Source organism: Rathayibacter sp. AY1D2 (genome assembly GCF_002932695.1).
Lineage (GTDB): Bacteria > Actinomycetota > Actinomycetes > Actinomycetales > Microbacteriaceae > Rathayibacter.
Genome location: NZ_PSVX01000033.1, coordinates 1 through 20,037 on the forward strand (window position 1 = coordinate 1; position 20,037 = coordinate 20,037).

The following is a 20,037-nucleotide window of genomic DNA, read 5'->3' on the forward strand; positions in this document are numbered from 1 at the left end:
GGGAGCCGCCGAAGGCTTCACGGCAAAGAAGCGTGAGCCCAACGGGCGAACATCAGCGGCCGGCACCGCCGGCCGAACCTCTGGGCGGCGCTCCGTCGCTGCTGCGCGAGTGCAGCTCGCGCCCCGGAACGGGATACCGGGGAGCGTGAGGGGTTACCCCTCATGGGGCGGCAACGCCGACCCTCCCCCACCGTCGACCGCGACATGCTGACTTGTAAACATGCCTACAAGTCAGCACGTGCTGTGGGGACTCGAACGTCCGTCACCACAGTTGCCGAGCCGTGGGTTCGAACAGCGCCGCCGCCACCGCGCAGGTCCCCCGGAAGATAGCGGCGCCGACGCGCAGTAGCTCGTGGGTCATCCGATCCCGCGTCTGCCGGCTGCTCCCAATCACGGGGTCACCGCGGATGGCGAGTGACGGCCTGGGAGGGCCGGACGGCCCGGTAGGCATGTAGGGAAGTTGACTTGATTACATGCTTACTTGTCATCAGCTTTGTGTCCCTCGTACTGGGCGAGGAGGAGTTGAAAGGCTTCCGCAGCGAGCACCTGTACGGGGACGCCCTGCTCGGCCGCCAGGATCTTCACCGCTCGGATCGAGTCCTGGGGGAGTCGGACGGAGAACACGGCGAGCTGGGTCGGCGGCACGAAGGTGCCTTCGCCCGCCTGGGCTCTCTTCGGTCGAGCTGCGCGGCCCGCGGCCGCAAAGCGGTTCTCGCTCACTTGACGATTCCCTTCAACTCCGCGAGCACGTTTCGGTACTGGCCAGGATCGGTGATCGGCAGGCCGTACGCCATCGCGAGAGCCTGCGCCTGCGGGATCTCGCTCGTCAGGACGGGGACGCCGAACGGTTCGAGCGCGTCGCGGATCTGCCCAGCGGCGACCGTGCGCTTGACCACTCGGGTGAGGAGGGTGAAGGCCGGCGCGTCCGTGAGGGCTTGAACCTGCTCGATGAGGTTGACCGTCTCCGCGTACTGGGAGAAGTCGCCGCTGGTGGGTTGGATCGGGATCAGGATCAGGTCAGCGGCTCGAGCTGCTGACGTCGTGATACCCAGGTCGCCCGGGGGAGTGTCGATGAGCACGTTCTGGTGGCTGCTGCTCAACCAGGGCTGCTTGTGGATCGTGTTGCGAGGCAGCCCGGTCGCGTCCCAACCGAGGGTGTTGGCCCAGTCGAGCGCGCTGCCCTGCGGGTCGCCGTCGACAATGAGCACGCTCTCCCCGGTCTCGCGAAGCGCTGCTGCGAGATGGATGACGGTCGAGGTCTTGCCCGACCCGCCTTTCAGGTTCACTACCGCTGTAATCATGATGACAAGACTACCAGTCTGCATGCTGACATGTAAACATGCTGACGTGCTGACTTGGGGGATGCGCGGTTACTGGGGCCGTCGCTCGACGGCGGACGCCCAGACCCACAGTCGGCGGCTGGCGTCGCGGTCCTGCCACTCGACCATGACGGCTCGGGCGGTCCAGGCGATAGCGAAGCCCTCAACGCGAACGGGGGTGCCGGGGTAGCGGACCCAAGCCCAGACGGGCAGGGGAGTGGCGGCCCAGGTGGGCCGCTGCCGGGTCTTGTCTAGCTCGTCGTCGGTCAGGCCGATGGGGTGGCCGCGGCCGGCTGTCTCTTCGATGCGTCGATCGATCTGTGCGCCGACGTGGCGCTCGTAGCGTCGGTTCGTTCCCACGCCGCCAGTAGAACATATGTTCGAACGCGTGCGGTCGACGTCATGCGGCGGTCGAGGACCACCAGAGCGAGCCGGGGGCGAGCATGCCGGTGCGTCCCCAGTGCAGCGCCTCGCGGTGATCGCCGCGGCCGGCGGCGTCGCGGGGGTAGAGCGGCCAGACGCGCTCGCCAGCGGTGCTGTCCTCGAACAGGGGACGGCTCGACACGTGTCGGCGTCGCGGGCGTTGCCTGGGGGAGGAGGAGCGGTGCGCGAGCTCGGCTTGCCACCAGGCCCACACTTCGCGCTCGACGTCGTAGCGGTGCGCTCGATCCGTCAACGCTCCGTCGACCCCGATCGCACGAGCGGCGGCGGTTCGGCGGTCACGCTTGGCCTGGGTCCAGCCGTTGGTGTGCTTGACGATGAGCCGGTGTGTGCGCAGGCGGGAGAGGGCGGTGGCGGCGGTGCGGGTGGTCACTCCCAGCAGGGTGGCTGCGGCGTCGAGAGCGAGGGTCCCTTCTCGGCGCAAGAGCGCGTACGCCTTGCCTGCCAGGTGTCCGAGGCCGGCGCGAGTGAAGAGGTCGTGCCGAGTGTCCGTGAGGTCCGCCTCGAGCGTGGTGAGCAGCATGGCTCGTTCGGTGAAAAGCGGCCCGGGGGGGCGGGGGTTATTAGTGGTTGTGACCGGACTTTGCAGGGAGCCTGTGGAAAAGTGCTCGGACAGTCGCCATTCGCTGGCGTTGGATCCGTCCGCGCGGACGACGAGCTGCACGTAGCCGTCCTCGCGCAGCGTCCGCAGGGCGCTTGCCGCGGTGGTGCGGCCCAGGCCGGCCAGGAGGGCCAGGTCGCGGATGGACGCGGCCACGGTGCGCTTGCCGGTGTGCAAGGTGAGGTAGGCCAGGGCGGTGAGGATCGTCTTCTCCGACGTCGCCCGCTCGGTCCTGCCCCACCGGCCCGGGCTCACCCGGAACCGGTCGAGGAGGGCGCTGACGGCGCCGACGAGGCTGTCCAGCTCCGCTAGGTCGCCCGGTTCGCGCTCGGGCGGGAGAACGGCGTGCAGCGCCGCGTACTGGCGGGCCCTCTCCCACTGCCGCGCCAGGCGCTCCGCAGCCTCGTCGCGGGCGCGGGGCCGGCGGTGGCCGCGCCCGGTGTTCTTGGTCCGGTAGTGCTCCATCCCGGGAGCGGTCCGGGCGGCGTGCTCGACGTCGGTGTCAGACCAGCCGGCGTGCGCAGCGGAGAGCAGGCACATGAACGCGGTCCACGAGGGATTCGCGCCGCCGCCGGGCGTGGCCATGTGCGCGGCGCCGGCAGCGCTGAGCGTCCGGTGCGTTTGGTGTGCGGTGGCGGTGGGTACTGGGGGAGTGGCGTCGACGCGCAGCGGCGGCCGGGACTCTTCCAGCGCGACCGTGACGGCATCGATGGCGGCCGCGGTGACGTTCGTATCCAGCAGCTCCTCCGCGCGGCCTCGGAGGACGGTCGAGAAGCTGCCGTCGCGGTGCGGGGAGAGCGGCGGACGGGCGGCGCCGGTGCGCGGGTTGCGGAGCATCCCGTGATCGAGGGTGCGGAAGTTTGCTCGAGCGGCGATCGCCAATCGGGCCACCTGCTCGGCTGGGGCGGCTTCCGCGAGAGCGACCCACAGGTGGCGGCCTCCGGTGCCGGAGGACTGACAGACGATGTGAGCGACCTGGTGGGCGTCGAGGACAGCGGAAAGCGCGTCGCAGTCGTCCGCGGCCTGCTCCATGAGCTCGGCGTCGACGCCGTGGGAGTCTTTGCCGTCGAAGTCGAAGCACAGCAGCCGGAACGCTCCAGCGTCATCGGTGAGGTAGATCGCCCACGGCGCGGCCGGCGCGACGGGGGAGACGGGGAACGCGGCCGGATAGGCGTTCTCGTCCAGGCGCCCGTAGGCGTCCGGGCGCATCGTGCGCACCGCGGCACGGGGGCTCAGCCGGCGCGTCAGCGTCCACGGCGCCGAGAAGAGGTCAACTTCGGCGTTTTGGGCGTGCGCAGACACAGCAATGTGGCTTACGATGAGGTCACTTCTCCTCCCTCGGGTGGGGATGACGAAGGCCCGGCCTGAGAAACCGGTACTTCTGGAACTGCTTCACACCTGTTAGCCCTGGTAAGCGAGGGTGTGAAGCGAGAGCTTCTAGGCCCGTCGCGTGAGCGGCGGGCCTAATGCGTTAAGTCGTGGTGATCGGCAACTCCTCGTTCGGCTCGGTCTCGGAGGTCCACCACACCGGCAGCCCTCGAGAATCGACCTCGATGCTCTCTACCAGGCGTTCGAAGAACACAGCCGACGACACATTGGCGTGACGCGCGAGCTGATCGAAACGGTCCTTCGCCGCGCGCTCGACCTTCCAGCCGGTCGCTACGGCGTCATTGAGCGAGCCGCGAGGTCGCCTGGGAGTAGCCATGCCTGAAAACATACCGCTGTCGCTAGCGATCGCGAGACGCGCTGCCCGGTGTGTCGCCGTCACAGGTCGAGCGAGCGTCGCGCGGCGACCACGAACGACGCGATCGAGTTGGGGTCGACGCGGAGATCTTCGCCCAGATGGATCAGGAGCCCCAACCGGTCGAGCGCTTCGACTTTGAGGCGCACCGCGGACGGCCGCAGGCGAGTAGCGCGCGCCAGCAGCTCCGGCGATGCCGCCGTGTCCGCGAGGAAGCTCAGCACACGGGTCATGTCCGGCTCGACAAGCGTCTGAATAGCTCCAAGCGCATCAGTGCCGTTCCCGGGGCCAAAGGCTTTAGTGCTCATCATCGATGCGCCCCCAAATCTGTCAACGAATATCCGTGCGGGTACTGGGCCGACCCCGTTACGCCTTGAACAAATCGCGGACTTGCGGGACGAGGGGCGCGCGCCGTGAGGCGATTCCGCACGCTCATTGCAGCAGCGGAAAGCGCCGAGACAAAGGCGTTGGTTCGAGGAAGTCCCAGCGCCTGACTCACACGCTTATCGCCAATCCATGTGCTGAGGATCAGCCGCGCGAAGGGGCGGACAGGCGTCGGCATAGTTGAGCGGATGACTCCGACTGTCCAGTCGGTCAACTCTTGCCCCTCACGCGACCAGGCAATCCGATCCTCCTCATAGGAGCGATAGAAGGAGTTTGCGGCATCTACGTCCTCTGGAACATTACTGAGCCCCATTGCGCGGCCAAGATTCGCGTAGAAGTCGATTGTTGCAACTTGCTCCGCCGACGTCAGCTCACGCCACCCATGCTTCTCTATCCACCGCATCGGTACTATTGCAAGACTGAAGAGAACATAGAGGAAATCTTCGCTGGGCGCTTTCACGTGGCGATGAGCCGAGACAAGTAGGTCGATCATTTCGAGCGCGCGATCTGACTGAAGTTCTCCGTCGATGAGTTCGTAGAGAATGAGCGCAGTGTCTACTGAGCGTTTTCTGGGTTCCGACTTGATAGCACCTGAACGGTGAAGCGTCCGAGCGATCGACGGGACAGCGAAGGACCGGTAGTAACTGAGCATCAGACCGATCTGCGCGTCGCGAGGCAGATCGAACATCACGAGCTGACGGTAGGTGTCGGCCCATGCCTCCCGCGGCGCAGCCGCGAGCGCACGGAGCCGTGCGGCGTGCGACGCGTGCATGAAACCACCCCCCGTCTGGCCGCTAACGACCAGTGTTGTACGTGTTCAATGAACCATAATGTGTCCGTGTGGTCAAAACCGGTACGCGCCCTCGTGTCGAGGGTGATGCTCGCTGCGAAGCTTCCGCGACCCCTGACCGCGGAGAGCCTGCTCGCCTACATGGAGGACCTTTGCGGAAGAGACATCGTGTTTCGTGACACGCCTCCCGCTCTCCTGCACGGGGGAGTGGTGAGCTACTGGCAGCGGACAAGTAGCAATAAGAACGTCATGTACATTCCCCACGACACGACGCGTCTACACCGCAAGCACAACCTGCAACATGAATACGGACACGTGCTGATGTGGTTCTTCCTCGATCAACAGGGGGTAACGATTGGAGTCGATCGGGAGGATCTAGCGGAGGCCATCGCAGACGCCCTCGCGAAAATTCAAGCGGCTGACGCGCTGGACCAGTCGATGCAACGCAACATAGGTTTCGGCGGAACGCTATGGTGATGATTCTCGAGTGGGTCATCGTTGCAGCAAGCGCTCTTCCAGTCATCGCCCTAATTGCGACACGAAATGCCTTCAAATATCCTTTGTTGACGATAGGGTGCGTGGGCTTTGCGATACTCCTTGCCCTAAAGAACACGCTTCTCTACACAGTCATCGATCAGGCTGTAGGCGGCCACAACCGGGCCGTTCTGCTAATGCACATGGCTGGACTCGTCGCAACCATCATCTTCGATGACATAATTATTCGTTCCGCCACTTCAACAAAAATCCGGACGCGCTTGCGGTTCACCGTCTACTTGCTTGGTCTGACGGGCGCGTGCCTACAGGTGGCGGTCTTTATGGCCAGCAGCTGGCCTATTACCGATGTCGAGCTTATCTACTATGACCGCGAAACGTCGGCGCTCGCGTTCAAATCGGTGCTTTGGCTTTCTCTCATCACGACAGCAAGTATGGGGCTTGTTGCCTGCCGTAGGAACATCCGTGTTCACTTCGGTTTTCATCGACGGCTGCCTATCTACTTGATCGCCATCGGTTGTTTCGGAGTGCTGCTAGTGACTCTGCTCGTTGCTAGGGGCTGGGTAGATTCGGTCCACATCTCCAAAGGGATGGATCTGGCCCTGTCGCTGGCGGGCGGGGCTTTCCTCGCGGCCGGCTTCAGCTACGCACCGATTACTGACCGGTGGCGGGCTCGTCAGCAGCACCAGCGCGAGCGATACCATCTGGTCAGACTGAGGCCGATCTGGACGGACCTCATGACGCAAATTCCGGCGGCGCGACGCCGGAACGGTGGCCGTGATGATGATGATTACAGCGAGCTGTATGGCTACCTCTCCGAGTGCGAGGACGCCCTATTACTTCATGCGAATCTCTCTGGCGACCAGTACAGAGTGTTAGAAGAAGCCCGCGCCTACGTGCACGAACGACAGGGAGTACCTCATGACTGATTCCGAGTCAGGAGCGGGCACCCCAACGAGCCCCGGTGGGATCACCGTCTCGAAGGAGGAGCTGGCGCAGCGTCTGCGACTCGCAACCGACCGGTACGAAACCATGCACGGGCGTCAGCCGTCCTGGGCCGTGGTGGAGGAACACGTCAAGGCCGCGGGGGTCGACCTCTCTCGCACCAAATGGCACTACATGCTGTCCGGCTCTCACGTCCTCGCAAAGGACATTAGCGTGTTCGAGGCGCTGGGCGATCTGTTTGACGTCCCCTCCACCTTTTTCTATCGGGCCGAAGAAAATGTGCCGCCGCAGCTTCAAGAGGCTATGCCGGCCGTCCTCGACCTTCGGAGAAATCGAGTCCGAAGAGAAATGCGCTCTATCGGGGAGATTTCACCCGAAGCAGAGGCGGCAATGGAACGCATCCTTGCGGAGCTTGAAGCGGAATAAATGTGCTAGGGCGTGTGACTGCTTTTGATCCACGATGTGAAGCCGTCGAGTACTTCATCGAATCGCTCGGTGTCTATCGAGTACATGACCGATACCCCGCGACGTCCACCGGGTGGAAGATGAGTACTCACGCGGACGATACCGGCACTTTCGAGCGTTGAGAGACAGCGCGAGAGCGATGCGTCGGTCATATCGACGGAACGTTTTAAATCTCCGAAGTACATTCCGGTTTCGCCCCACAATGCGCGGATGACTTCGCCGTTTTTCTTCGCCAGAACGGCTTGAGTCAACAGAACCTCCGGTGGCAAGGCAGGCACATCGGGGGTGCCGGGCTCGGAGGTCATCACAACATCATGGCGTATGGGGTCCCCGCCGAGACATCTTCGGGTATCGATGCGCAAGTAAGACTGCACCGGCTGAGTTCCGGATGTCAACTCATGCAATCATGACCCCAAAAAGTGATATCTTCGAGGTGTGGGGGTGGCTGTCGCTCCTGCTCATCTCGCAGGGGGCACAACTTGAGTGCAGTTCACCAGCGGACCGTAAGCGAGCGGTGCGCACGCGCATGGCTGCTTGGGGTGTCCGTTTCGATCGCAGGACTCCTCTCGGCCTGCTCACCACCCGCTGCCCCTCCGACTGCTGAGAACTCGCAAGCTCAGACGCCGGCCGTCTCGACCAGTTCTGATGCCGCCGAGGGTTCGCCGGCGCCGGCCGCATCAGCGACCGAGGCGGCGCCGGTCGACGCCGAGCCGGCTCCGGCTCCGAGTGTCGAGGCCGACACTCTTGCGACCGCCACGGCCGCTGTCACGGCGTTCTGCCGGCCCTCCCTGGATTACGACACGTGGATCGCTGAGCTGTACCCGTTCCTCAGCCAGCAAGCGGCGGTCGCCTACGAAACGGTCGACCCTGCCAACGTGCCCTGCACGACCGTCATTGGTGCCGCGTCGGTCCGGGACGGGGACGGCGCCTTCACGATGCGGATCCGGGTTCCCACGGATGCGGGGGAGTACTCCGTGTACGTCCACCGCACCGTCGAGACCGGTCCGTGGGCTGTCGAGCAGATCACCCCCTTGGCGTCGGAGTAGCCCGGTGGCGAAGGGGGGAATGGGGGTTCTCGCGGCGGTCCTGGCACCGCTTCTCGCGATTGCACTGCTGTTGTGGCTGCTGTTCTTCGGCGCCGCTGAGGATGCGGCCGCAGCATGCCTGCCTGGCGGCGGACCGGTGAACGTGTCCGCGATCCCCGCGGACGCGAAGGTCGGGGCCTACGGGCACGACCAGCTCGTGAACGCTGCGCTGATCGTCAACGCGGGCGCCGCGAAGGGCCTCGGCGCCGATGGGCAGACGCTCGGCGTGCAGACGGCGATCGGGGAGTCCTCCCTGGTGAACATCAACTACGGGGACGGAGCGATCAACCCGGACGGTTCGGTCGCTGACTCGATCGGCCTGTTCCAGCAGCAGTCGAGCTGGGGCACCGTCGAGCAGCGCATGGACCCGACGACCTCGGCGGGCTTCTTCTACGACCGCCTCGTGGCTGTCGAGGGCTGGCAGGCGATGGAGCCGTCCATCGCGATCAACAGGGTGCAGCGCAACGCCGACCCGAACCACTACACGAAGTACCGCGCCGACGCCGTGGCGATCATGACCTACCTCATCGGCCTCGGCAGCAGCACGACCGCGACGACGACGGTGGCACCGGTGAGTGCCCCGTCGACGCCGATCGGCACCGCGCCCGCCTCACCGGCGCCGGTCGGTGGATGCGTCGCCGTGTCCGGCGATGCGCAGGCTCTCGCAGCGAACCTCGTCGTGGCCATGGACGCTGGCAACCTGACCCTTCTCGAGGACCGCTACGCGCAGCAGATCCGCGACATGGCTGCGGGCACCCCCAAGGAGAACTGCGCGATCGATGTCCGCATTCTCCAGATCATCACGATCGCCCTGAACACGTTCGGGAAGATCGGCGTCTCCGACCTCAACCGCCAGTGCACCGGGAGCCTGCTCGGCGCAGGCACCGGTTCCTCCCACTGGATGAACGGCGGCGGGAACGCCGTGGATTTTTACAGCTTCGCCGGCACCGCCACAACCGGCTGCGACCCCAACGCCCTCCAGCTCCTCGACGTCCTCGACCCTCAGGTGCCCCAGGGCTCTCGAGCCGGCCAGATCCAGTGCCGCTCGACCACGTATCAGCACATCACCCAGTTCGGTGACACCCCGAACCACCTGCACTTCGACGTCGCCTACGCCGACGGCCCGCTCACCACCGGATAACCGGACCCTTTCGACGTCGCACCCGCGGCGCCGATCACCCCGCACCACCCAACACAGAAAACGGAGCACACCATGTCTGCCCTGCTCGCAGCAACCACCGACATCCTCACCACCGCGGGCGCGCTCGGCGCGGTCGTGCCGGACCCGGGTCCCGGCGGCATGCCGCCCGGGTTCGAGGCCTTCACCACGGTCATGGGCTGGGCCAAGTGGGTCGGCCTCGGCGTCGCCGTCGTCGGCCTGATCATCCTCGGCGTCACCATGACCGTCTCCGCCCGCCGCGGCGAAGGCGGCGAAATCGGCGGCTGGCTCGGCCGCCTGCTCATCGGCGTGATCATCATCTCCGCCGCCTTCACCGTCGTCGGCTTCCTGATGGGCGCGTAGCGTCCCGGGAAACCACCACGACACCACCAACAGGAAGGCAAGGGACGTCATGAACGACTCCGAACCGCGCAACCCGTTCACCACGAAGGGCTTCATCATCGGAGCAACCGTCGTCGGAGTACTCGCCCTCTCAGGCATCGTGCTCGGCGTGACGTCCCTGGACGCCGGGGGAGGCGGAACCACTACCGCCGACCCCGGCGTCTCCACCCCCAACCCCAGCTCCACCCTCTCGGCGGAGGCCGAAAGCGTTTGTGGGCTCCCCGGCTACGAGGAGACCGGAACGCTTACCGCCGCCCCGACAACTGAGTGGACCATCGTCGGCACGATGGCCGCTCCTGAGTCAGCGGTCGTCGGTCCCGGAATTACCGGCACCGATGGGGTGCGCTCCTGTTACGCCCACACGCCTGAGGGAGCCCTGTTCGCGATTGCCAACGTCTGGGCAATGGGAACTGACGCCCGCCTGTCCTCGTTGGTGACCGCACAGCTCACGGTGCCAGGTGCCGGGCGAGACGCAGCATTGGCCAAAGACACAACCCAGAGCAACACGGGTTTGAGCGCGCAGATCGCCGGGTTCAAGCTGCTGTCCTATTCGGGTACAGATGCGACAGTCGACACTGCTTTCCAGGTAAGCAACGGCTCTCTCCTCAGCTTCGCCTACGCGTTGAAGTGGGTAGAAGGCGACTGGAAGATCGTCCTCACCGATGAAGGCGATCCCACCTTTCGCCCTGTCGCCCTGCAAAGCCTGGGCGGTTATGTGACGTGGAGTGGCGTCTCGTGACCCCCGCACCTACTGGCGAGCCTTGCAGCCCCGCGGACGTCTTCTGCTGGACCGGCGCAGCTATCGGCAACGTCGTCTCGAAGGCGTCGAACGACGCCCTGCAGCAGTTCGTCAACAACATACTGGAGGGCTACGGCAAGGCCATCGCCTCGCTCGGCACCGTCTGGATGAACGTGCCCTCCCCGGTCACGGTCGTGGACCAGGGCGGCGGCGTCAACGGCGGCGGCACACCGCCGCTACCGGAGGCGTTCGAGACGATCCTCGGCTACGTGACGTGGGTCTCCGCGGGCCTGGCCGTCATGTCCCTGATCGTCGCTGGCGTGATGATGGCGAGCCGTCGCCGGCACGGCGACGGCGAAGCTCACATGGGCCGCATCGGCGTCATCCTCCTGGCCGTACTGCTGCTGTCCTCGGCGTCGGCGCTCGTGACCGGGTTCCTGCCGCTGGCGATGCACCTGAACGAGTCCTCCTCGGTCGTCGGCTGGGTGCAGGGGCAGTTGCAGTGGTACACCGGGGGCCTCGCGATCCTCGCGATCCTCGTCGCGGCGGGCCGCATGGTGTGGACGCAGCGCGCTCTGCCGCTGCGCGAGCTGGCTGGGTCCGTCATCACGCTGATCGCTGTGGCCGGCGCGGGCCTGGTCGTCATCCGCCTGGCGACGCAAGCGGGGGATGAGTTCTCGATCTGGATTCTCAACAACTCGACCGACTGCGACGTGTCGCAGCAGGGCGAGAGCAACTGCTTCGGCACCAACGTCTTCGCGATGATCGCACTCACCGCGACCTCCGGAATCGGTCTGATCGGCCTGTTCTTGCTGGGGATGCTCGCGGTGTTCATGACCTACGTGCAGATCGCGCTGATGGTGTTCCGTGGCGCGATGCTCGTCGTCCTGGCCGGGATCTTCCCGCTCGCCGCCTCGTTCACGAACACCGAGATCGGTCGGCAGTGGTTCAAGAAGGCGATGGCCTGGACCCTCGCCTTCATCCTCTACAAGCCCGCCGCGGCGATCGTGTACGCGATCGCCTTCCGGATGACCGGCACCGACCTGTTCAAGTCAGACGGCACGGGGCTCTTCCAGATCGTGACGGGCCTGGCCCTGATGCTGATCGCGCTCGTGGCCCTGCCCGCGCTGATGCGCTTCCTCGTGCCGGCCGTTGCGTCGGTCGGCGGGGGCGGTGCCGCGGGCCTGCTGCTGGGAGCTGCGGCCCTTTCGGCCGCGGGTGACGTCGCGACGGGCGCGATCCGTGCCAGCAACAACGGCGGCGGGGGAGGCGGTGGCGGTGGCGGCAACAGCTCGTCTACGGACGGACCGACCGGCAGCACATCGTCACCGGGCTCTCCCGCGTCATCCCCGGGCGCTGACCCTTCCGGGTCGGCGGCAACGGCGGGTAGCGGCGCGGGTGCGGGTGCGGGAAGTGCCGCGACCAGTGGTGCAGGAGCCGGAGCGTCGAGCGGCGCCGGGGCAGGCGCAGCAGCGGGCGGGGCGGCGGCTGCCGCCGGTCCGATCGGCGCCGGGATTGCCGTCGCGACGAAGGCGGCGGAGGGCGCGAAGCATGCCGCGCAGGCGGTCAAGGCGGGCACCGAAGAGGCGACCGGTAGCAACGAGAACGGGAGCTAACCCATGAGCAACGCAACTGCCACCGATCCGGTGAAGGCCCGCACCTACGGCAACTGGCGAAAGCCGCAGACCGCCGGTCTCGGCGGGCTGGGGCAGCTCGCCACCCTCGTGATGTTCGTGGGCATCGTGTCCTCGATCATCGCGTCCATGTTCTCCGGCCTGGGGCCGGCTCTAGTCGTCGCCGGGATCTTCGGCGGCATCCTCCTGAGCGTCTCGGTCAAGGACAAGCACGGGCAGTCAGCCCTGGGAAGGACGGTGGTCCGCGTGAACTGGTGGCGCACCAAGAGCAAGGGAGCGAACATCTACCGCTCCGGACCCATCGGCCGCGCGAAGTGGGGAACGTTCCAGCTCCCCGGGCTCGCGGCGGCGTCGCAGCTCACGGAGCACGAGGACTCCCACGGCCGCCGGTTCGCGCTGATCAGCACGCCCGCCACGCGCCACTTCACGATCGTGCTCGCGACCGAGCCGGACGGCGCCGCGCTGGTGGATCAGGAGCAGATCAACAACCAGGTCGCGGAGTACGGCATCTGGCTCGCGAACCTCGGAGACGAACCGGGCATCGAGGCCGCGTCGGTCACGGTCGAGACGGCGCCCGACACGGGTACGCGCCTGCGCGGTGAGGTCGAGGGGTCGATGGACCCGGACGCCCCGCTATTTGCTCGAGCGATGCTCTCGGAGGTCGTGGAGACCTACCCGGTGGGCTCCGCAACGATCCGCGCGTACATCGCGCTCACCTTTACCGCGAATGCTCGGATTAATGGGAAGCGCCGCAACGCACAGGAAGTCGCCTCCGACCTCTCCGCCCGCATCCCCGGTTTGACGTCTTCCCTCGCCGCCACCGGGGCCGGCGCAGCCCGCCCGCTCGGCGCGCAGGAAATCTGCGAGGTCATTCGCACCGCCTACGATCCCGACGCGGCCGTGCTGATCGATCAGGCGCGCGCGGAAGGGGAGACGGCCGATCTGTCGTGGACGGATGTCGGCCCTGCCGCCGCAGAGGCGCACTGGGACTCGTACCGGCACGACGGTGCGGTGTCGACGTCGTGGACGATGACGGCGCCCCCGCGTGGCGTGGTTCAGGCGGGCATCCTCGCTCGTCTGCTGGCACCGCACCGGGATATTGCTCGCAAGCGCGTCACACTGCTCTACCGCCCCATCGACCCCGCCCGCGCCGCGGCGCTGGTGGAAGCGGACCTCAACGCGGCGCAGTTCAACTCCTCCGCGTCCACCAAGCCCACGGCGCGCTCCACCCTCTCGACGCGCTCTGCGCAGGCCACGGCCGCGGAAGAAGCCGCCGGAGCCGGACTGATGAACTTCGGCCTCATCGTCACGGCCACGACCATGCAGCGCACACAGGAGCCGGAGGCTCGCGCGGCAGTCGACTCGCTGACCTCGGCCGCCCGGCTGCGGATGCGGCCGGCGTTCGGGTCGCAGGACTCCGCGTTCGCCGCGGCGCTGCCGCTGGGGCTCGTTCTGCCGCGGCATCTGCGCATCCCGAACGAGGTCCGGGAAGCCCTGTGACGATCGCCACCGCATCCGGGACGGCACTGGACGAGTGTCCGGTGCCGTCCCCGGTTAAGCCCCTTTTTCCCGCCTCGATCACTGCCGGAGGTTCCCAGTGAGCATCACCACCAAGCTCTTCTCCCGCCACCGCGACGAGCCCGACCCCGTCGACGTCCCCGCTGCTGTCGACGGGGACGAGCTGCCCACCGGCGCCGTTGACGTCGACCAGGACGCGGAGGCTGTGGACGTCGACGCGATCGACACGGCCGTGCCCACGGGCGCGGTCGGTGCCCCGTCGACGGCGCAGGCCGCGGCGGCGTCGACGGACAGCCGCGCCGGGTCTCGCCGCGCGCGACGGGTGCAGGAAGAGGCCGCGGCCGCACGTGCGGCCGCGTCACCGCTGGCGCGCGAGAAGCCCTCGAAGCGGTCGCGGAAGAAGCGGGCGATTCCGCACCAGGGCGGGAAGCAGAAGATCGAGAAGGAGCCGACGCCTAAGCGCCCGCTGCGGCCGACGTCGACGGGATGGCTCGGCCGCGGGGGAGGGCAGGCCGTGTCGGTCCAGCCCGCCGATGAGTTCCGCGCGACCACCGTGCAGGTGTGCGGGCTGTACCCGTTCTCGGTCGGCACCGGAACACCCATGATCGGCGTCCCGCTCGGGAAGAACCTCGCCACCGGCGCGTCGGTGCTGTGTGACCCGATTTCGTGGTTTCAGCGGGCGCAGCTCATCTCCAACCCCTCGATGTTCGTCCTCGGCAAGCCGGGCCTGGGGAAATCTTCGCTGACCCGCCGCATGGCGACCGGCCTCGCCGGCTACGGGACTCTGCCGCTGGTCCTGGGGGATTTGAAGCCTGACTACGTGGACCTGATTCGCGCGATGGATGGGCAGGTCATTACCCTCGGCCGCGGCCGGGGGTATCTGAACATCCTCGATCCGGGAGAGGCGACGACGGCGGCGCAGCGTCTCCGCGAGGACGCTGACCGGGCGCTCGCGCGCGCGGCGGAGCTCGACGCCCGCGGGGAGGACTCGAAGGAGGAGCGCAAGCACGCGGTGAAGTCGCAGCGCCTCGCATCTCAGGTGCTCGCGGACGCGCACGGCCGCCGGCACACGATGATCGCAGCGCTACTGACGATCCTCCGCTCCGAGCCGCCCTCGGACCGCGAAGAAACGATCATCGACCGGGCGCTGAAGTACCTGGACGAGACGCACGAGGGCATCCCCGTCCTCGCGGACCTCCTGGCCGTGATCCAGGCGGCGCCGGAGGAGATTCGTCAGGTCGCGCTCGACCGCAACGACCTCAACCGGTACAAGGCGATCACGGAGAATCTCGAAGCCTCGCTGATCGGTCTGACGACCGGTGGCCGGCTGGGGGAGATCTTCTCCCGCCAGACCACTACCCCGATGCGGCGGGACCGGCCCGTGGTCTACGACGTGTCCTCGATCGATGACTCTGAGGGCGATCTGCAGGCCAGCATCCTCCTGGCGTGCTGGTCCGCCGGGTTCGGAACCGTCAACGTCGCGTCCGCTCTCGCAGAGGCGGGGTTGGAGCCGCGCCGGCACTACTTCGTCATCCTGGACGAGCTGTGGCGGGCGCTGCGCGCAGGCCGCGGCATGGTCGATCGCGTCGACGCGCTCACCCGCCTCAACCGTGCCCGCGGTGTCGGCCTGGCGATGATCAGCCACACCATGAGCGACCTCCTCGCCCTGGCCTCGCAGGAGGACCAGATGAAAGCCCGCGGGTTCGTGGAGCGCTCCGGCATGGTCATCTGCGGAGGCCTGCCCGGTGCGGAGATGCCGCTCCTGACCTCCGCCGTCCCTCTGTCGAACGCGGAACAGAACATGCTCACGTCCTGGCAGGACCCGCCCGCGTGGGACCCGGTATCCGGACACGAGTCGGAGCCTCCCGGCCGGGGCCGGTTCCTGATCAAGGTGGGCGGCCGGCCCGGCATCCCGATCCGGGTGCAGCTCACCGCCGCCGAGCTGGACGTCAACGACACCAACAAGCTCTGGCACACCACCTCCCGCGCGGGACGGGCGAACGAGCCTCTGGCGACCGATCCGGTGGTCGTGGAGATTCTGCCGTGAACATCCTCACTGAGTCTTTCGCGATCCCCGCGGCGATCGGGGGGACATGCATGTTCGTGGGCTCGGCCGGGAATGTGATCCTTGACGTGATCAACCTCCGCGAAGAGGTCACGAGGGAGCATCTGCTGCACGGGGCATCCGCGCTGCTGCTGGCCGCCGCGTCAGGCTGGATGGCTTTCGCCGCCTGGATGGTGATCACCGGATGACCTGTCCCTCAACGGTCGTCTACGACGGTTACCTCTGGGGCTGCTCGATGACGACGATGCGCCCGCACAGGGACCACATGACGGACCTTCCGTGCGAGTACGCCGACAACGGCCAGGCCGTCCTCACCTGGGGTACTAGCTGGCAGGCGGCACCCGCCGACACGACGCCCCGCTATGACGGGCCGATCTATGAATGCTGCGAGCCGCGCCGGTTTCTGCCTGCGCCCGTTCCGCTGGCGGAGCTGGTGACGTCGTGACCATGCCCCGCACCATCGCCGCTCTCCTGCGGGGGCCGCTCGGTCAGGTCGGCGCGATCGCCGGGCTCCTGGCCGTCGCGGTCCTCGTGGCCACCGCCGCCTCGTTCGCGTTCACCGCGGCCGTGGAGCACGCGATCCCCGCTCGCGCCCCTCTCACTACAGCACCGACCGAAGGAGTCACGCCATGAGCCCGTCGAACAATCGCAAGCGCGAGCCGGGGCGATCCGGCACCCCGTGGTGGACATACCCGGTGGCGGTGGTGTTCGTGGGAGCGATCGCTCTCTTCGTTGCCGTCCGGTACGGGTCCGAGAAGGACGGCGTGAATCCCGATATCGGGACGTTGGAGCCGCTGGGCGTCATCGTGGGCCTGTTTGACGGAACGGTGGTGTGGCCGCCCACCGCAATACTGATCTGCGCAGTGGTGGGCGCCGTGGTGGCCCTGTTCGGGACGCTGTTCCTGTGGGCACGCCTGTCGGGCCGGAAGGAGCGCCGGGCGCGAGCTGTCGCCAACCGTGCCGCTAGTCACATGGCCACGGAGGGCGACCTGGAGCACCTGCGGGTGAAGGAGGCGACCGCGAAATCTCGACGGTTGGGCGTGAAGAACAGCCCCGGCATCCCATTGGGGACGATCGCTCCGGCGAACAGGAAGCAGGTGTTCGCGTCGTTCGAGGACATGACCACCCTCATCGCGGGTCCTCGCGTGGGGAAGTCGACCAGCTTCGTCATCCCCGCGGTGATGGCAGCTCCTGGCGCGATGGTGACCACCTCGAACAAGCGCGACGTGCTCGATGCGACTCGCGACGTGCGGGCCGCGTTCGGTCAGGTGTGGGTGTTCGATCCTCAGCGCGTCGCGCGGGAGGAACCGACCTGGTGGTGGAATCCGCTCACCTACGTGACGGATGACACTCGGGCGGCGAAGCTCGCCGGCTACTTCGCGGCCGGCAGCCGCAAGGCCGGCTCGTCCGGTGGCGACAACGCGCACTTCGAGGCCAACGGGAAGCTGCTGCTGGCGAGCTTCCTGCTCGCCGCGGCCGTCTCGGGCCGGCCAATCCGGGACGTGTACACGTGGACCACGGAGCCCACCAACGAGGAGACGGTGCGCATTCTCCGCAAGGGCGGCTACCCGTTGCAGGCGGACGGGCTGCTGGGCCTGTTGCAGTCGGACCCCAAGCCGCGCAGCGGCTACTTCGTCACCGCGCAGGAGATGGCGTCGAGCTTGCAGAACACGTTCGTGTCCGACTGGATCAATCCTCGAGAAAATGAGACGCGACCGGAATTCAAGGCCGCCGATTTCGTGCGTGGCCGGAACACCCTCTACAGCCTCTCCAAGGAAGGAGCTGGCACCGCCGGCCCCCTGGTCACCGCGCTCACCGCGGCGACGCTGGAAGCGGCGACGGACCTCGCGGACGTGTCCGCGGGCGGGCGGATGCAGACTCCGTTGGTCGCGATCCTGGACGAGGCCGCGAACGTGTGCCGGTGGCCGGACCTGCCCGACCTGTACTCGCACTTCGGGTCCCGGGGCATTCCGATCATGTCGGTGTTCCAGTCCTACTCGCAGGGCGTGGCCGTGTTCGGGAAGGAAGGCATGGAGAAGCTGCGCAGCGCGTCGAACGTGTTCATCTATGCCGGCGGTGTCCGGGAGAACGACTTCTTGAAGAACCTCTCTGAGCTGGTCGGCACCTATGACCGGGAGGCGTCCACGGAGAGCTTCAACAAGGGCGTGCGGTCCACGTCGACGTCGTTGAAGCGTGAGCCAATCCTGGAAGTGGACGAGCTGGCGAACCTGCCTCGCGGCTACGCGGTCATGCTCTCTTCCGGCGCGCGCGCGGCGATGCTGCGCACGATCCCGTGGTTCAGGGGACCGAAGAAGCAAGTTGCCGCGATCAAGGCCTCTATCGCCGCGCACGACCCCTCCAAGCAGCCTGCCGTGGTCGAGGAAACCGCCCCGGCTGCGGCGGCCGGCCCCACGGCAACCGAGCCCACCGTGGAGGACACCGCAACCGCCGTGGTCGAGGACTCGACGGTCACGGCCGCGGGCGAGGACACGTCGGCCGCGGCCGACAGCGAGAACGTCGCTCCGGCAACCGCGGCGGCGGCGGGCGCTCCGGCCGCGGAGGGCGCAGCGCTGCGGGACCTTCTGCGGACGAAGGACGCGGACACGGCGAAGGACCGCGCTGATGCCCCTGCCTGACCCGTTCGATGAGGAAGACCCGTTCGCCGGAGGCGAGACGCCCTCGACCACCGAACCGGACCCGGCACCCACTGAACCGGCGCCGACCGTCGCCGCTCCGGTGCCGACGACGAGCGACGTGTCGGCACCGGCAGAGGAGCCGGGGGCGGAGCGGGTGTACGGATCGGTGGATGAGTGGCTGCGGAAGTACTGGCGGTTCTCCTACCGCCGCCGCGTGTCCGCGAAAGGTCCCGCTACCGGACGGTGGAAAGCCGAGTGGTGGAACAGTGACGAGGCCGTGCAGCGGTTGGAGACGTTGTGGCTGAGTTGGGAGGACGCACGCCGGGAACCCGGTCTGCCGTTGAGCGCCTGGTGGCTGAACCACGCTGGCCCGCACATGGCCGTGCTGCTGTCTCACGATGGGCCGTTCGCCGGGTCCACGGACGAGAACGAGCCTGGCGAAGCACTGCCGTACAGCCGGCCGCCGGATCACCTGTTCCCGCCGGACCGACAACCCGACTGACCCGGGGCAAAATGAGAGGGAGGGCAGCGCATGATGCGCTGCCCTCCCTCTCGTATGTGCAGCCGCCTATCGGGGCTGTGGACGCTGCTTCGCCGCCTACCGCCACCGGCTTACCGCTGTTCTCTCCGCACAACCGACGAGCTGGACAACTTGAACCGGAGTGAGGGTGCGCCCTACGCGTCGTCTTCTCCTGCTGGTCGCGCTCGGCGCTAGGCTCCGAGGCATGGAAGCAGCCCGTCATTTCCGAGTACTGGCCTCAGCGGTAGGAGTGGCAGTGGCGCTGTTCTTGTCTGGCTGCGCTACCGCCGAGGATCCCATTGCAAGCTCTGCTTCCGCGACCGCGAGTCCTACTCGGTCTGCGACTCTGACTCCGACACCAACACCAACGCCGACGCCGACGCATGTGCTGACCGAGTCGATGGTCGGCGGCTTTATCTATCAGTTCAAGTGCTCGGGTGCGTCGACGATCTTCAATTCGCTTGAGGAGGTTTGGGCCGCTGGGACAGAGTTTTCATACTGTGAGACTATTCGCGTGAGCGGCGTAGCGCCGTCCGAGGCACAAAAGAGCATCTTCACATATGACTTCGATAATGCGGCATACGACAAGCTTTTAAAGGATTACTACAAATACTGCACCTCTTCGACACTCGGATCGACTGATCCGGCCGCTTTGAGCAAAAGCGAGTACGCTAATCGGCTTATTGCAGTGAAACTTTGCCCCAATAATCCAGGAGCTGCTCCGTACGCGCAGATTGTTGCCGGCGAAGAGCAGGCCGAGAGAGACGCAGCCTCGGCGGCGGCTGATGATGCTCGCTTGCGAGCCGAAGGAAGGCGAGTCGGAGACGGCACGTACCGGGTGGGGGAACCTGTGCTTCCAGGGACTTATGTGAGCGAGGGAAGCATTAGCAACTGCTATTGGGAGCTCCTCGACAGCGCCGGAAATATCATTGACAACAACTTCGTGTCTTCAGCGCTTCGCCTGGAAGTGGTCGTAGTAAGTGACGCCTATTCCTTCAGCTCCAATGGATGCGGCACATGGGATTTACAAGAATAGTGAACTAAAAGCAGTTCAATAGAAGTAGGGCGCCGCCATGGTGCATGTGGCGTGCTCGAACAAGC

General features: G+C 66.6%; 23 protein-coding genes. 15 read left to right on the top strand and 8 right to left on the bottom strand.

Translation table 11 applies throughout. The annotated features are described in order from the left end of the window. Nucleotides 1-477: 477 nt before the first annotated feature. The 7 genes from C5D04_RS10040 to C5D04_RS17905 form a co-directional block, all read right to left on the bottom strand. A complete protein-coding gene (locus C5D04_RS10040) occupies nt 478-720 on the bottom strand; it encodes a ribbon-helix-helix domain-containing protein (protein ID WP_104256212.1) in 243 nt (80 codons plus the stop codon). Continuing rightward, entirely contained in the window at nt 717-1,286 is a 570-nt protein-coding gene (locus tag C5D04_RS10045) for an AAA family ATPase (protein ID WP_181133838.1), read from the bottom strand. Before C5D04_RS10045 ends, C5D04_RS10040 begins: the two co-directional genes overlap by 4 nt. An 84-nt stretch (nt 1,287-1,370) precedes the next feature. Then, nucleotides 1,371-1,679, bottom strand: coding sequence for a hypothetical protein (locus C5D04_RS10050; RefSeq protein ID WP_104256214.1), 309 nt, complete (start codon nt 1,677-1,679; stop codon nt 1,371-1,373). Nucleotides 1,680-1,719: 40 nt separating this feature from the next. Beyond that, complete coding sequence (locus C5D04_RS10055; protein ID WP_104256215.1) at nt 1,720-3,663, bottom strand: hypothetical protein; 1,944 nt, start codon at nt 3,661-3,663, stop codon at nt 1,720-1,722. Nucleotides 3,664-3,832: 169 nt separating this feature from the next. Continuing rightward, nucleotides 3,833-4,066, bottom strand: coding sequence for a hypothetical protein (locus C5D04_RS17900; RefSeq protein ID WP_146076972.1), 234 nt, complete (start codon nt 4,064-4,066; stop codon nt 3,833-3,835). Between the two features lie 59 nt (nt 4,067-4,125). Beyond that, the gene (locus C5D04_RS10060; RefSeq protein WP_146085237.1) at nt 4,126-4,335 is read right to left on the bottom strand and encodes a hypothetical protein; all 210 of its coding nucleotides are present in this window, start codon (nt 4,333-4,335) and stop codon (nt 4,126-4,128) included. A gap of 74 nt (nt 4,336-4,409) precedes the next feature. Further along, nucleotides 4,410-5,177: an oxygenase MpaB family protein gene (locus tag C5D04_RS17905; protein WP_146083194.1), complete on the bottom strand. Its 768-nt coding sequence runs from the start codon at nt 5,175-5,177 to the stop codon at nt 4,410-4,412. A gap of 348 nt (nt 5,178-5,525) precedes the next feature. Here C5D04_RS17905 and C5D04_RS17910 point away from each other — a divergent pair, with 348 nt between their 5' ends. From C5D04_RS17910 to C5D04_RS10075, 3 genes are read left to right on the top strand one after another with little or no spacing between them, the layout of a single operon-like run. Beyond that, entirely contained in the window at nt 5,526-5,753 is a 228-nt protein-coding gene (locus C5D04_RS17910) for a hypothetical protein (RefSeq protein ID WP_146083195.1), read from the top strand. Then, complete coding sequence (locus C5D04_RS10070) at nt 5,753-6,697, top strand: hypothetical protein (protein WP_146083196.1); 945 nt, start codon at nt 5,753-5,755, stop codon at nt 6,695-6,697. The genes C5D04_RS17910 and C5D04_RS10070 overlap by 1 nt, the downstream gene beginning before the upstream one ends. Then, complete coding sequence (locus C5D04_RS10075; protein WP_104256219.1) at nt 6,690-7,139, top strand: hypothetical protein; 450 nt, start codon at nt 6,690-6,692, stop codon at nt 7,137-7,139. Before C5D04_RS10070 ends, C5D04_RS10075 begins: the two co-directional genes overlap by 8 nt. Nucleotides 7,140-7,144: 5 nt before the next feature. Here the strand turns inward: C5D04_RS10075 and C5D04_RS17915 are convergent, their stop codons facing one another. Then, the gene (locus C5D04_RS17915; protein ID WP_146083197.1) at nt 7,145-7,483 is read right to left on the bottom strand and encodes a helix-turn-helix transcriptional regulator; all 339 of its coding nucleotides are present in this window, start codon (nt 7,481-7,483) and stop codon (nt 7,145-7,147) included. A 570-nt stretch (nt 7,484-8,053) separates the two neighbouring features. Here C5D04_RS17915 and C5D04_RS18220 point away from each other — a divergent pair. The 12 genes from C5D04_RS18220 (at nt 8,054) to C5D04_RS17925 (ending at nt 19,972) form a co-directional block, all read left to right on the top strand. Next, nucleotides 8,054-8,224, top strand: coding sequence for a hypothetical protein (locus C5D04_RS18220; protein ID WP_181137695.1), 171 nt, complete (start codon nt 8,054-8,056; stop codon nt 8,222-8,224). A 19-nt stretch (nt 8,225-8,243) separates the two neighbouring features. Beyond that, complete coding sequence (locus C5D04_RS10085) at nt 8,244-9,404, top strand: hypothetical protein (RefSeq protein ID WP_146083198.1); 1,161 nt, start codon at nt 8,244-8,246, stop codon at nt 9,402-9,404. 72 nt (nt 9,405-9,476) lie between these two features. Further along, complete coding sequence (locus C5D04_RS10090) at nt 9,477-9,785, top strand: hypothetical protein (protein ID WP_104256222.1); 309 nt, start codon at nt 9,477-9,479, stop codon at nt 9,783-9,785. Nucleotides 9,786-9,834: 49 nt separating this feature from the next. Further along, nucleotides 9,835-10,563, top strand: a complete 729-nt coding sequence (locus tag C5D04_RS10095; protein WP_104256223.1) for a hypothetical protein — start codon at nt 9,835-9,837, stop codon at nt 10,561-10,563. Continuing rightward, entirely contained in the window at nt 10,560-12,179 is a 1,620-nt protein-coding gene (locus tag C5D04_RS10100) for a hypothetical protein (RefSeq protein WP_104256224.1), read from the top strand. The genes C5D04_RS10095 and C5D04_RS10100 overlap by 4 nt, the downstream gene beginning before the upstream one ends. Nucleotides 12,180-12,209: 30 nt before the next feature. Next, on the top strand, nt 12,210-13,697 hold the full coding sequence (locus C5D04_RS10105; protein ID WP_258068886.1) for an SCO6880 family protein: 1,488 nt from the start codon (nt 12,210-12,212) through the stop codon (nt 13,695-13,697). 382 nt (nt 13,698-14,079) lie between these two features. After that, nucleotides 14,080-15,762 carry an ATP/GTP-binding protein gene (locus tag C5D04_RS10110; RefSeq protein WP_374953325.1) on the top strand — a complete coding sequence of 561 codons (1,683 nt, stop codon included), beginning with the start codon at nt 14,080-14,082 and terminating at the stop codon, nt 15,760-15,762. After that, a complete protein-coding gene (locus C5D04_RS10115; RefSeq protein WP_104256225.1) occupies nt 15,759-15,968 on the top strand; it encodes a hypothetical protein in 210 nt (69 codons plus the stop codon). The genes C5D04_RS10110 and C5D04_RS10115 overlap by 4 nt, the downstream gene beginning before the upstream one ends. A 259-nt stretch (nt 15,969-16,227) precedes the next feature. Further along, entirely contained in the window at nt 16,228-16,413 is a 186-nt protein-coding gene (locus tag C5D04_RS10125; RefSeq protein ID WP_104256227.1) for a hypothetical protein, read from the top strand. Beyond that, nucleotides 16,410-18,416: a type IV secretory system conjugative DNA transfer family protein gene (locus tag C5D04_RS10130; protein ID WP_181074616.1), complete on the top strand. Its 2,007-nt coding sequence runs from the start codon at nt 16,410-16,412 to the stop codon at nt 18,414-18,416. Before C5D04_RS10125 ends, C5D04_RS10130 begins: the two co-directional genes overlap by 4 nt. Beyond that, the gene (locus tag C5D04_RS10135; protein ID WP_104256228.1) at nt 18,403-18,918 is read left to right on the top strand and encodes a DUF4913 domain-containing protein; all 516 of its coding nucleotides are present in this window, start codon (nt 18,403-18,405) and stop codon (nt 18,916-18,918) included. The genes C5D04_RS10130 and C5D04_RS10135 overlap by 14 nt, the downstream gene beginning before the upstream one ends. A gap of 274 nt (nt 18,919-19,192) precedes the next feature. After that, nucleotides 19,193-19,972, top strand: coding sequence for a hypothetical protein (locus C5D04_RS17925; RefSeq protein WP_146083199.1), 780 nt, complete (start codon nt 19,193-19,195; stop codon nt 19,970-19,972). Nucleotides 19,973-20,037 lie beyond the last annotated feature (65 nt).

Coding starts and splice junctions, on each gene's coding strand:
- C5D04_RS17900 (WP_146076972.1), bottom strand. CDS start 4,066: ATGGCTACTCCCAGGCGACCTCGCGGCTCGCTCAATGACGCCGTAGCG.
- C5D04_RS10060 (WP_146085237.1), bottom strand. CDS start 4,335: ATGACCCGTGTGCTGAGCTTCCTCGCGGACACGGCGGCATCGCCGGAG.
- C5D04_RS17910 (WP_146083195.1), top strand. CDS start 5,526: ATGTACATTCCCCACGACACGACGCGTCTACACCGCAAGCACAACCTG.
- C5D04_RS10070 (WP_146083196.1), top strand. CDS start 5,753: ATGATTCTCGAGTGGGTCATCGTTGCAGCAAGCGCTCTTCCAGTCATC.
- C5D04_RS10075 (WP_104256219.1), top strand. CDS start 6,690: ATGACTGATTCCGAGTCAGGAGCGGGCACCCCAACGAGCCCCGGTGGG.
- C5D04_RS17915 (WP_146083197.1), bottom strand. CDS start 7,483: ATGACCTCCGAGCCCGGCACCCCCGATGTGCCTGCCTTGCCACCGGAG.
- C5D04_RS10085 (WP_146083198.1), top strand. CDS start 8,244: ATGGGGGTTCTCGCGGCGGTCCTGGCACCGCTTCTCGCGATTGCACTG.
- C5D04_RS10090 (WP_104256222.1), top strand. CDS start 9,477: ATGTCTGCCCTGCTCGCAGCAACCACCGACATCCTCACCACCGCGGGC.
- C5D04_RS10095 (WP_104256223.1), top strand. CDS start 9,835: ATGAACGACTCCGAACCGCGCAACCCGTTCACCACGAAGGGCTTCATC.
- C5D04_RS10125 (WP_104256227.1), top strand. CDS start 16,228: ATGCCCCGCACCATCGCCGCTCTCCTGCGGGGGCCGCTCGGTCAGGTC.
- C5D04_RS10130 (WP_181074616.1), top strand. CDS start 16,410: ATGAGCCCGTCGAACAATCGCAAGCGCGAGCCGGGGCGATCCGGCACC.
- C5D04_RS10135 (WP_104256228.1), top strand. CDS start 18,403: ATGCCCCTGCCTGACCCGTTCGATGAGGAAGACCCGTTCGCCGGAGGC.